Here is an 11,691-nt window from a genome sequence, read left to right as displayed (position 1 = left end):
GTTTTGTCCTTTTGCTGATAGAAATATATTCAAAGGTCTCTGGCGTTTGCACAATCCCGGCTCAAGGAGGCTGACCGAGAATAGACTGCCCTACTGCGGTTACGATAAATTGGTCTAAAAATTCCTGCTTCTTCGTCAAATAGCCCCGCTATTCTCCTCAGAAGCAGAAATTTTTATCCTCAATTTCTCGCAATCCTCGCTACGGGCGCTATTCTCGGTCAGCCTCCCAGCCGGGTTCAAATCCACATACGCCAAGCAGGTCAGTAAAGCAGCTTCGTTTATTCTTGCCACTGGCTTAATTTGCTTATTAACCGCTGGATGCTGCCATCGGTACTAAAATATTTTAATCTTCAGGGGCTGTCAAAGCACTTTCAACATTACTAATAGCGATAACAAATAATGAGGCATGGTTAAAATAATTATTGAACAGAGTATTTATGGGTGAAACTTATATGATCAGAAAAAGTCTTAAGCTGGAATTCAATAGTTTAATAATTCAATGGAACGCTCTGTTAAATCAACTCAATTCAATGTTGCTTTTGCCGGGTTTTATTCAAGCTCACAAGAACAAAAGCACCAAACTATGAGAAATGAACAGCAGCCGACGTACCAAGGCATATCTGTTCAGGCACTGGACGATCCTTTTCATGTTTACCATAGTCAATCAGACAGACACAACAACAGCCCTGGTCCTTTTAGTTCATTGTATGAATACAATATTGCATCTCTGACCAGTAGCGATCAAGGAGCCCCTGATGAAATTAATATCTCTGGGATACTACTGCCAAGGCTGGATGAATATTCATCTTATTATTCTGACACTACCCTCTTGGATGATTCACTGTCATCAATACCAGACATACACTTTCTTCAGAATGAATGCTTAGTGGAGAACGAGCCTGAGGTCAACGAGCCAATACCAGAGTGGGACCCGGATGGTCTGTTGCCTAATCTTCATGCAATACTCTCTAATCAACAACATTCAATGCCAGTTAGGGTAGCTAGCTGGCAAAACCACAACCAAACGACAAGTGATCATCAAACGTGGCAGGCAGAAGAAGTACTTAATGGCAACACTTCAGCAGTTGAGTACCAAAATTGCTATCAGAATCATTCCGATCACCTAGAGCACCAAAGGATATACCAAAGGAAGCGTTACCGGAATGACCCCGATTACGCAGAGCGCCACAGGACATACCAAAGGAAGCGATACCAGAATGGTCCTGATTTGGCAAAGAAACGAAGGGAGCGCTATAAGAATGATCCCGCTTTCGCAGAGCGCGAGAGGGAGCGGCAAAGGGAGCGTCTCAAAGATCCTGCCAAGCGGGAGAGCAGAAAGATACGCCAAAGGGAACTTCGCAAAAATCCTGCTTACGTAGAGCGTGAAACACAGCGCCGACATGAGTTGCACAAAGATCCCGCACACGCTGAACGTAGAAGAAAGCGGCTCATCGAGCGCCGCAAAGATCCCGCTTACGTTCAGCGCCAGAGAGAGTACCATAGGGAATACCAGAAGAAGCGCCGTTTGAGAATTTTGCAAAGACAATTTCTCGGGCAAAAACTATGAGCATCGCAGGCAGTGGGTGGTTGATCGGTTGAAAGCGCTTTCTGGTATTTTTGTCCTGGAAGTCTGTGCTCATGTGGTTATGTCTAATCATTATCATGTGGTGCTTCATATCAATAATCAGCAAGCAAAAAAATGGGACACCAAAGAAGTCTTACAACGCTGAAAACCTCAGAACATACCTCTATTAAAGAGCGCATTGGGACATACGACAGCGCAAACGAAAAAAAAAGGCGCACTTGAAACCGTTAAAAGCTCAGGGTCAAAACCCCGAACAGGCGATTCCATACCCACTCAGCAGCTACTTTGAACTGGTTGACTGGTCTGGCCGAATTATCCGCAAAGACAAACGTGGTCGTATAACTGACGAAGCACCCCCCATCTTGGAGCGCTTGGGTATTGACCCAGATGAATGGCTGCAGACAATGCACTGGCATAATCGTTTTCACCGCGCAGTCGGCAAGCTGACTTCACTGAGGGCTTATGCAGAAAGCACCGGAAAATACTGGGTTCATGGGATGTCTGTGAGTGGTAATCTCTATCCTGCCTGATCAACACATTTTCATTTACTTTAATGTGGCCAGAATTTTCTGATTGCTCTTTCTTATATTTTCTCGATAGTGTCTTCTGTCTGCCGTTGCTGAGTACTTTTTATACTCTTCTTGCTTGGTATTAATGAGAATTTAATCATTTAAAAAATAAATAAATGATGTACTCTCTTCACTTTTTAAAAAGTGGGTGTCCTTTTTCTTTTATCTTTTTTTCTTTAAGTCTGTGCAGGACCCAAGATGATTCTGGATCTTGGGGTGACGGAAAAAGCCATTATACCCTGGCTACCTAAAAAGCTGCACGAAGCTACTGAAGGGCGTTCACTGGCAACCAATATTGAGTTATTGAAAAGCAATGTCCAGCTGGCGAGTCAAATTGCCTGTGATTATTGTTTATTAGAAAAAGAGTAGGTCTGTTGCCTACCCTTTTTCTTGATTACCAGATTTCAGGCTTATTCATCGCCTCAACACATTGTGGTTTACCATTCATTGGCTCAATCGTCTTGCTGATCAGCGCCTGGCCTAGCCAACCTTCCGGATGGGACAGTGGCAGTGGTGCCCTGATCACGGCTTCACTGACCGGCGCAAACCCTGTTCGCGAATAGTAGTTGGGGTCACCATAGGTGAATACCAATTGAGTACCATTGTCTTTTAGTATGCTCAGGCCAAAGTTAATCAGTGCCTGACCGGTACCTTTACCCTGGTAATCACTGCTGACAGCAACGGGAGACAGCAGAAAAGCATCGATACCGCTGTCAAAAGTTAACCGGGAAAAAATAATGCAGCCGGCAATCTGCGCGCCATGGTGTTGATGATGATCCCGGGCAACAAAAACAAAGAGATCATTGTTGTCCGTTGTATTCATTAACTCATAGGCCAGGTTGCCGACCATTGTTCCTTCCGCCTCACTTTCTGAGTCTGTAAATGTTCTGATAAAAAGATCTCTGATCTCGTCAATTTCGCCTGGATCGTAAACTGAAAACTCCACGTTTCCATAGCCTCCAAATCAATTACAATTTTTCTGAGCGTTGTAGCACAAACACCTGATAGCCAAACTGCCCAAGGTAGTTGTGGTAAATTTCCAGCTCGGCCTGTATATCTCTCAATGCGGCAGAGTCCGCCATTTCTGCTTTTAAATCATTTACCCGTATCTCAAGAGGTTCATAGTAGGCTTTCCAGGCCTGCTTGCTTAAAGCAAAGCTGTCAATTACCCGATATCCTGCGGCTTCTGCCTGTTGAAGACGTTCCTCTGTTGTTACCAGGCCGGGGTATTCTTTATCCCAGAAACTCCGGACCTCTTTGTCTGGCGTATGGGTTTTCCAGACCAGGTCACTGATGACCAGAACTCCATTTTTTCTCAGCAGGTTTTGCCACTGTTGCATCGCATGGGGGACGCCCATGATATAGGCGCTGGCTTCAGCCCAGATCAGGTCAAAGCTTTCCGGTTCAAAGGGCAGATCTGTCATACTGCCGCAATGAGTCGTGATGCGTTCTTCCACACCGGCTTCTCTGGCTCGCTCCATCAGGCGAATTAATGCCGGTTCATCATTATCAACGGCAGTGATCTGCGCACTACTGTTTTGCGCCAGTACTGCGGTGGCGATACCTTTTCCGCAGCCTAGCTCAAGAATGGTTTGCACAGATATGGGTACTTGAGCCAGGGCTTTCAGGGTTTCTTCTTCCGAGCCGGGCCCCCATCTGTCCAATATGTCAAAAACACGCGTGAAATCTGCCATATACTTCTGATGACTGTTCATATCTTTTGATAACCATTTTAATCGCAGGGCATTTTTCTCATCAAAACCCTGCTTTATTAACCAGTCCAAATGGACATCTGGTGCAATTTTATCCACTTGTTCATGCCATGCAGTGAGTTCACCTTCACCCAGCATGGCAGCCAGTAACTGACGCGACTTCTGCTTCCTGGCAATCTCTTCATCAAGCCGGTGGAGACGATTGGAAAGCAATTGTCGTTCAATTTTGGCATTCAGGCAGGCCTGGCACTCTTTCAGCGTCAATCCGCCAGCCTGTAAAAGTTGAATCATATGAAGTTGCTGGACATCCCGATCACTGTACCTGCGATAGCCATTAGCCTGTCGCTTGCCTTTGATCAGGCCGATCTTCTCGTAGTAGATGAGTGCGGCCCGAGACAGGCCAACCTGTGCTGCCAGTTCGGATATGCGATACATTAAAGATTTTTTATTAAACCAGTGAAGGTACTTTGACAGGCTTGCAAAGGTGTCTCTACGTCGGCCACCCTCACTTTGGTGCCACCACTGATTTTACGCCGTTTGACGTGTTCTCTTATCTGGCTTTCACTGAGGTTGTTATGAAGAGGCAGTACCGGGTTATCAAGAACCATCAACCTGCCTTTCACCATCCCGATTGATATTTTCCTGAATATCAATCGGGATGGTGAAAGGCAGTTATTACTCTCCTACAACATTTGTAGGAGAGTAATAAAGTATCACACTGAACGCCCCTGAAAGCCGCATTCTACGGTTTCAAAATCCGAAGTTTCAAAAATAAATTTTCATACTAGAATCAGGCAGCATGGCTAATTCTAGATAATTCCAAGTAATAAAGTTTCATACTGAGAAAAATTTTGTCCGCCTGTTTTGAGCAGAAGAAGCACATCTCAAACATAAAGCCGACTGGGTAGAACGATTTCTAACCAGTCTTAAGTTTATCCAGAATATAGATCAAAAACGCCCATGAATTACAAGTTCCAATGGCTAACACTAATATCGGCTAAAAGTAATCTCTCCGTATAACTATATAGATTATGGAGCTTTGACTTTATCCTTATGCTTCTGATCAAAGGCAATACGCGTTGCAATATCAAGGACTTTTCCACCTGGAAGCCTACTGATAGATGCATTTCTATGAGCAATTATCACAGGTACCAAGGAACCTTCATATAAATCAGACTCAAATATTTTAACCATCTTAAATACTCGGCCTAGATCTGGATAGAAATTTATATTCGCTTTATCCTGTTTAAAAGATGTGGCTCCAGGGCTGTCCGCGACAGATAACCATCATGCATGAACAGTGCCCTTGCCAGTTCAAACTGCGGCAGATATACCGTGAGCCCATTCTCAGTCTGGAAAACAAAGCACAATTGTTCTTGCTCTATAGGTTGCAGGTTCTCCAGAACAGGGCAGTTCTTTAAGGCCTCGACCCTCCAGCAGCTGGTATCCGTGATGGCAAACACTTGCCGATAACCAGCCTGCTTATAAGGATTGGTTGGGTTAAACACACGTCTTCTTGCCAAGATAGGCGCATGGGAAACAGTCAGGGATTTTTTGGGCTGAAAAGGGTAAAAGCCAAGATTAATCCCCCACTGGGAGCCAGTGGTTTTTCGGAACAGTGAGCCAATGGCCCTGACCTGAGTATCATCCGCAAGATGTTCAAATCGTATTCCCTGCATGATATTTCAGTACTTCCTGTAAAAAACGGTTTGTGATTGGAGTTATGCGTTCGTCACTCAATCCTGACATACGAAGCAGCTGCCAACGCTCTGGCCTGTCAGCCGGATACTGGCAGGACAGTAGGGAGCGGGTAATACGCCGTATTTGATAGTCTGTCGTCTGCTCGCAGTAGCGATGTAAGAATTGATGTACGAGTGGGTACTTGTCTGGATTTTTCTCAATGCTTGCAGCTGATTTTTGAAGCTTCGATAGATACCAGCTTTTTGACCATCTGGGGGAATCCAAAAGCAGTTCGTACTTATCACGGATTATGATCAGTTCCCTTACGGTGCTTTTGTCCCTTCTATGCCAGTCAATCTTCTGTGGAGCCGGAGGCCGTTTTTGCCTGTACTGATGATTTATATCGAGAAGCCAGATCTGATCATGTCGATACAACCAGGCATATAAAGCACCATTACCGTTCCTTGCTACTTTTAGCCCATGTTTATCCACCAAAGCATGCCATTCCCTGCGTTTAGGTTGTATCGCTTCTGCTTGCCCCTCAGGAGGCAACTGCTCACATTGCCCCATTGGTGGCTGAATCGCTTTGACTTGAGTGATAGCGTCGGTGATTCGCCAGTCATCAGGCAGGAAAGGTGCCAGGGCAACAATGTGCTCCAGGTAACTGAACGATTTTCGGTGTTTGCGAAAAATTCCTCTTAACCAGCATGACTGATCATCAGAAACGTGAAGCCCTTGTGCATTCAGCCACCCCATCGTCCAGTATTGACACACTCTCTCCCTGATGGATTCATACCGGATTTGCTGCCCTCGATTGCAACCTGCTTGCAAAGCCAGCCTTTTATAAAAGTGGCTCCACTGTTCAAAGCTTGCGGACTCAGCAGGCAGCGACGAGAGCAAAAGACCAGTTTGAATAGCGACTTTCCTATCCTGCTCTTTTCCCTTTTGCTTTTTCACTGCTGGACAAAGTTCTGGTGAAGCGGGGAAAAATTGGTGCCTGTGGTATTCATGCCGTAACGATTTGGCTGCATGAAGTTTCCCATGCTTGATACAGCAGTTCGCACCGGCCAGTTGCCATTGTCTGGCCCAATAATATTCCCCATAGGTTTTCTTCTGCTCATCAAGACATTCAGGACAATAACACATGCAGCGTTCTTGCTTGATTCTTGAGGCAGCAACACCCAACGCTAAATGAATGGCTCCCTGCGAGCTGGATGCCATCCAGTTCAGGCAATTCAGCCTTCGATTTTCCGTGGTAAAAGGGGCATAAACGGGAAACAGAGTGTGCTGGTAAGCTAATGACTCAGTGCTATAGCCCAGCGTTTCCGGGTATTGTCTGGCAATATTGGCCAAATGATTTGGGAGATCAACCGTAGCAATGATTTTCCGGTCATCAAAAACCTCATCTAACAGCATCTTTGGGCTGGTGATTCCATGGTGTATCCCCGCTCTGGCAATAACGCTGTAGATCAGCTCATCTGGATAGGGTCGAGGGAAATTCAGCATCAGCCAGCTTCCTTGAGCCAGGCTTCTGTGTTGAAGATCATGCCAGACTGCTTCAATCCATCGTACAGGGATGCATCATCATCCACCTGAGTGAATTTAAATCTCAGATCACTGGTTTCAAGCGTATGCCAGTCTTTACGGCTTATGCTCTTATTCTTTGTTTTTGTTGAGTTACCATCTGGCTTTTTCCCTGGTCGATCATACCAATCCAGGACGACCGGGATCAGTTCACGCACTGATAAACCGGGCTTTTGCTTGAAGGCTTTCTTGATCAGGGGAACCAGCAAATCTGACTTACAATCCATGGCAATCAACAGGTTATGGAGCCTCTCTGCCTGCTCATTACCACCATATTGTTCCAATTCTTCCTGATCTGAAGCGATTGACTCCTCAATCTTTGCACTCAGCTCCAGCAACTTCTCATCAATCTCCGGAAATGTCAGGTCAGAGTATTTGGCAATACGCTCTTCATCGCCTGAGCGAAGGGCGTCCAGCATAGGGTGAACAGGCTTAAACTCGTCCGTATAGACTTGCCTCATTAACTTCGAGGTCAGACGTTCCGTGCGAGTGGCTATTGCCCTGAGCTGAGCCAGCACAAACAGCTTGACCACAATATCCAGAACGCCTTGGGAAAGCTCATACCAGCAGTCCCGAATGTCATCGCTCAACAGCTCGTCACGCTTCTGCAACCACTGATATTTCCAAAGCTTGTCTGTGAAGGCGGTCCATTCACTTTTTTGTATCTGCCCGGTTTTCGGATTTTGGGTCGAAGGCTGTTGTTTCACGGGGTGCCATATCAAGGCACCAAACCCGGCACCACGGCGGCCTGACCGGAGATCTGTTTCAAAGATAGGTCTGGCTTTGGGTGTACCGACCATAACTACAGGCAGGCCAATGACGTTGACCAGAGTGACGAAGAAATTCAACATTTGTTCTACGCCACCTGAGCGCTGGCGACTAAGGTGCTGGATTTCATCAATCACCAGAACGCCAATAGCGTGCAGGTTGGCAATCTGGCTCATCAGCGCCAGCAGGGTATCAATGCTGTGCCGCTTCAGTGCGTATTTTTGCTCGTAATCCGTATGAATCAGATTATCGATGGCTCGAAAGAAGTGGATACACAGATTCTTTAGCGAACCATCATGGGGGCAATCAACCTTCAGATAAGTGATCTGGGTAAAATTATACACTTCGTGGTAAATCGCTTGAGGGTAAGTTGCCAGGATTCGGTTAAGTGTTGTGCTTTTGCCGCTACCAGAGCATCCGATTAGTGCCAGACTACGAGCTGTAGACTTGGCTTGCTCAAAGCGAAAAACGCCCAGTTCCCCTTTCATTAGCCGTTCGTAGCCATTTTGCATATGTGCATTCAGGGAGCCATCAGCCAGATTTCTACCGACATAGCCCCTGCGGATCATGATCGAAAGCTTTGTTTCCAGTTGAATATGATTGGCCAGGGGCTGAAAAAAATCATCAAGCAACCGGGCGATGATATGAACCCGTTTACTACCATCAACAAAGGCCTCCCGAGGGTCATAAGTGACATCTCCAATAAGCCCTTTTCTAATATCCTGCGTTGTTAGAATAGGCGGCAAGGCTTCAATCAACGGGTTGCCCCGGTATTGCGCCACTCCCGGATCGAGGTAAACGGCCTTGGTGATGTTGGTTGGTAATGCCATTCAGTCATCCTCATCAAAAAGCTCGTCTATATGATCAGGAAAGCTATAGTCTTCAGCTGATTCAGTCATCGGAATGACTTGAGCGGATTCCTTCTTTTTCGTTTCTGGTAAGTAACCTGTCCGTTGACGTTCAGCCTCTTTTTCTCTTCGGTGGTTTTCGCCTATAGCACTCAACTTTTCGGCGTTAGACCGGTGATCAGAGCCTGGAGCGAGGGAGATCGCTGACTTGATTTTCTTCTCAATCAGGTCCTCCAGCTCCCGCTTTTTCTTGTCAGCCTCAAGCTTGCTGTGAGCGAGCGTTTTTTTCTGCTGTTCTGTGACTTGCCATACATCCCAAAACGAACAACCGGCAAACTGCCGTGATCGCTGGGTTAAGTTGCAGATCCAGTACTTTGTCGTGTTTTGCTTTGGGAACAGGTAAATACAATCTGCAATCCTGGGGTCATAGGCAGCATCCATTGTTTCTGGACGGACAACCTCTGATGATCTGTGTAACCAGCCCTCTTTTAAAATTTCCCCGGATGTGTAGTAGACACCGAAAACACAGACTCCCAGTTCAGAAAAAGTGGCTTTGGTACGTGGCAGCAAGCTGACTCTTAAGGCATCTTCCGGGACCACTCTTAACCGACCAGTTCGATGTTGCACACCCCATTGCCATAATGACAACGGTGTCATTGGTAAGTCTGAAGGTATATCACTATCCCGATCATATTTTTCAAGGGCATGAAATTGGTTGTGGTAGAGAATTGAAGCAAGAATAATTTCTGTGAATTCCGTTATCGTTATTTTTCCGTCCAGACGGTAATTCTTTCCTCCACGCTTTTTGACCGTAGTACCTTGAACGACGCCGGGAGCATAGGGTTTGAAGTCGGCCTGTAAAGACCTGAAACTTCTCTCGACGATGCCCTTGGCGTCACCACGATAAGGAGGCGTATTCTCAATCCTGACAGAAAAGTTACGCTCCAGTGATTCGATCTGGTACCCTAAAAGTTCTCCCCGGTCAGCTAATATCGCATCAGGTACTCCAACCACTGGCCAGTCATCTGTCGTAATTTCAAAACCGAATTGCCTGCATAGCTCAACTTTATCGGTCATGGACATGGCCAGAGCCTGCATAGCTGCAACGTAGGAGGCATCTTCAAAGCCAACATAAAATCCGGCAATCATGCGACTGAAAACATCAATCACAAGATAAACTGTTGGTCGTCCAACAATATTTCCCCGGTCACTGTCTGACACCAGATAGATATCAGCAATAGTGGCATCTATCTCAAACCTGGACCCAGGCCCCAATACCTGAGTGTTAGCGGTTGCCGATAAGGGTCTGATATCTTTATTGAACTCAATCCTGGTTGCTTGTTTCTGGATCTTCTCAACCTGGTCATACTCCCTCTTGAAGAAGTGCATCATCTGCCATTGGGAAGGTATTTCTGACTCAGGTGTATCCGGAAAATAATTTTCATAAAGAGTTTTAAACTTCCGGTGCGCTGCTGGAAAAGACCTTTTTTTCTCATTGAGTACATAACGGTCAATCGCGATACGAAACAGCTTCTCAACTTCAGCATCAACAATCGCGCCAACACCCGGCGTGTACTCTCTTGGTCTTCCCAGTTTCTTACCAGAAGAGTGTCGCTTTTTTCCTTTACCTCCGGAGTTTTTATAGTCAGGCAGTAAAGCATTCGGCGTTTGCCCGCGTTGCCAGTAACGTCTGGCCAGGCGGTACAGAGTCTGTTTGGTAGAACCCTTTTCTTTGATAATGGCCTGAATGATATGCGATCTGACCTTCGGGTCATAAAAATCCGGAGCACTTACCAATGGCTTTATTAGCTGATAGTTGCTTTCGCGCTTTACATATGCTGCTGTCCCTTGCTCAGGGGACAAGTATGAAAGTTCTTCATATGGGTCATCTATGCGAGTAAGTGTTTCATCAATAATGGCTGCTTCTAATTCATTCTGGAGTACTAGCGAAGGAAACGAAACTTCATCTTCATCTTCAACTTTGATCCAGACTAAATGATCCTGAAGCAGTTTCAGCACCCGATATTTCTCAGCGTCGAAATGCAGCACTTCATTGACTCGAAACACTCTGTACCTCCTCTGACACAACGGCTCTACCAACTCGGAGGTCGGAAGATTTGAGCTTTGTATGTGGAATAAGGATATCGAATATCAAACTGCGTCTTGCCATGAGTTGCCGGATTTCCAAAAGGGATTGCCCTGCTGGCAGGTCATAGGCCATATCCAACTGCTTTGCGACTTCTATTAGAGGGTCATGGGGCTTTTTGTAGAAGTGGTGAGTGTAGAAATCCACCCTTTCCAGTACTGTTTGGCTTTCCAATTCATCCCGTTGCGCAGGATATAACCAGCCAATATTTTGAAAGACGACTTTCGGGATGTCTTTTTCAGTAACCAGCATCCATGGAACATTTTTCTTTATCCAGTAACGACGTTCAAGCTCCAGCTTCTCTACGGTTCTGGTGTCATGAAACGCTTCTTCATACTTTGCCTGAAGCACAAATTTTGGATTTATCCTGTCAGAAGTATTCACCAGAAAATCAGACGACATAATCTGATTGACACCACGCAGAGATGGATGGGCAATACCGGCCTCAACGGCTACGGACAGGGTATCTTCCAGACGAAGAGGAAATTGTTCTCTGATATCTGTAGTTTTGGTAGACCACTCAAGCAGCAAAAAGACGGCAAGCTCAAGATCAGATAAAAGGTGATGAGTTCGTTGCGATTTGTGACCAAAGACACGGTGAGAGCGACCCTCTGATGGCAAATCCCTGACCGTCAACCAAGGTTTATAATCTTTGCCTCGACCAGAGCCCCGGCCTTCTTTTATCCATCGCCGGTTTTTCGCCTCTGAGTTACCGTACTGCTTTTTTGCCATAACAAAAACCGTCCAGCCCAACCCTCAAGTAACATAGGGTAACGCTGGACGGTTTCAGTATGCAACT

The 11,691-nt window shown here is 46.0% G+C and carries 10 protein-coding genes; 3 read left to right on the top strand and 7 right to left on the bottom strand.

What is annotated here, in order from left to right; all coding sequences use genetic code 11:
* Positions 1-499 precede the first annotated feature (499 nt).
* The 3 genes from O3276_RS16230 (at position 500) to O3276_RS16220 (ending at position 2,523) form a co-directional block, all read left to right on the top strand.
* Complete coding sequence (locus O3276_RS16230; RefSeq protein WP_269672263.1) at positions 500-1,567, top strand: hypothetical protein; 1,068 nt, start codon at positions 500-502, stop codon at positions 1,565-1,567.
* A 236-nt stretch (positions 1,568-1,803) separates the two neighbouring features.
* Positions 1,804-2,115, top strand: coding sequence for a hypothetical protein (locus O3276_RS16225; protein WP_269672262.1), 312 nt, complete (start codon positions 1,804-1,806; stop codon positions 2,113-2,115).
* Positions 2,116-2,352: 237 nt separating this feature from the next.
* The gene (locus O3276_RS16220; RefSeq protein ID WP_269672261.1) at positions 2,353-2,523 is read left to right on the top strand and encodes a pseudouridine-5'-phosphate glycosidase; all 171 of its coding nucleotides are present in this window, start codon (positions 2,353-2,355) and stop codon (positions 2,521-2,523) included.
* A 25-nt stretch (positions 2,524-2,548) separates the two neighbouring features.
* Here O3276_RS16220 and O3276_RS16215 read toward each other — a convergent pair whose 3' ends face one another.
* The 7 genes from O3276_RS16215 to O3276_RS16185 form a co-directional block, all read right to left on the bottom strand.
* Positions 2,549-3,100 (bottom strand): GNAT family N-acetyltransferase, encoded by a 552-nt coding sequence (locus O3276_RS16215; protein ID WP_269672260.1) that lies wholly within the window; start codon positions 3,098-3,100, stop codon positions 2,549-2,551.
* A gap of 22 nt (positions 3,101-3,122) precedes the next feature.
* Positions 3,123-4,301, bottom strand: a complete 1,179-nt coding sequence (locus O3276_RS16210; RefSeq protein ID WP_269672259.1) for a MerR family transcriptional regulator — start codon at positions 4,299-4,301, stop codon at positions 3,123-3,125.
* Between the two features lie 791 nt (positions 4,302-5,092).
* Entirely contained in the window at positions 5,093-5,545 is a 453-nt protein-coding gene (locus O3276_RS16205; RefSeq protein WP_269672258.1) for a hypothetical protein, read from the bottom strand.
* Positions 5,526-7,052: a TnsD family Tn7-like transposition protein gene (locus tag O3276_RS16200; RefSeq protein WP_269672257.1), complete on the bottom strand. Its 1,527-nt coding sequence runs from the start codon at positions 7,050-7,052 to the stop codon at positions 5,526-5,528. The genes O3276_RS16205 and O3276_RS16200 overlap by 20 nt, the downstream gene beginning before the upstream one ends.
* Positions 7,052-8,728, bottom strand: coding sequence for an AAA family ATPase (locus O3276_RS16195; protein WP_269672256.1), 1,677 nt, complete (start codon positions 8,726-8,728; stop codon positions 7,052-7,054). Before O3276_RS16195 ends, O3276_RS16200 begins: the two co-directional genes overlap by 1 nt.
* Positions 8,729-10,813 (bottom strand): TnsB C-terminal domain-containing protein, encoded by a 2,085-nt coding sequence (locus O3276_RS16190; protein WP_269672255.1) that lies wholly within the window; start codon positions 10,811-10,813, stop codon positions 8,729-8,731.
* Positions 10,797-11,624 carry a TnsA endonuclease C-terminal domain-containing protein gene (locus O3276_RS16185; RefSeq protein ID WP_269672254.1) on the bottom strand — a complete coding sequence of 276 codons (828 nt, stop codon included), beginning with the start codon at positions 11,622-11,624 and terminating at the stop codon, positions 10,797-10,799. Before O3276_RS16185 ends, O3276_RS16190 begins: the two co-directional genes overlap by 17 nt.
* Positions 11,625-11,691 lie beyond the last annotated feature (67 nt).

It is taken from the genome of Endozoicomonas sp. GU-1 (assembly GCF_027366395.1).
In the GTDB taxonomy this organism is placed as follows: domain Bacteria; phylum Pseudomonadota; class Gammaproteobacteria; order Pseudomonadales; family Endozoicomonadaceae; genus Endozoicomonas.
The sequence above is the reverse complement of the archived record's forward strand: the minus strand, read 5'-3'. Positions and strand labels throughout refer to the sequence as shown.

What these genes read in the sequence shown, in the direction of transcription:
- O3276_RS16230 (WP_269672263.1), top strand. Translation starts at nt 500, where the DNA reads ATGGAACGCTCTGTTAAATCAACTCAATTCAATGTTGCTTTTGCCGGG.
- O3276_RS16220 (WP_269672261.1), top strand. Translation starts at nt 2,353, where the DNA reads ATGATTCTGGATCTTGGGGTGACGGAAAAAGCCATTATACCCTGGCTA.
- O3276_RS16210 (WP_269672259.1), bottom strand. Translation starts at nt 4,301, where the DNA reads ATGTATCGCATATCCGAACTGGCAGCACAGGTTGGCCTGTCTCGGGCC.
- O3276_RS16205 (WP_269672258.1), bottom strand. Translation starts at nt 5,545, where the DNA reads ATGCAGGGAATACGATTTGAACATCTTGCGGATGATACTCAGGTCAGG.
- O3276_RS16200 (WP_269672257.1), bottom strand. Translation starts at nt 7,052, where the DNA reads ATGCTGAATTTCCCTCGACCCTATCCAGATGAGCTGATCTACAGCGTT.
- O3276_RS16195 (WP_269672256.1), bottom strand. Translation starts at nt 8,728, where the DNA reads ATGGCATTACCAACCAACATCACCAAGGCCGTTTACCTCGATCCGGGA.
- O3276_RS16185 (WP_269672254.1), bottom strand. Translation starts at nt 11,624, where the DNA reads ATGGCAAAAAAGCAGTACGGTAACTCAGAGGCGAAAAACCGGCGATGG.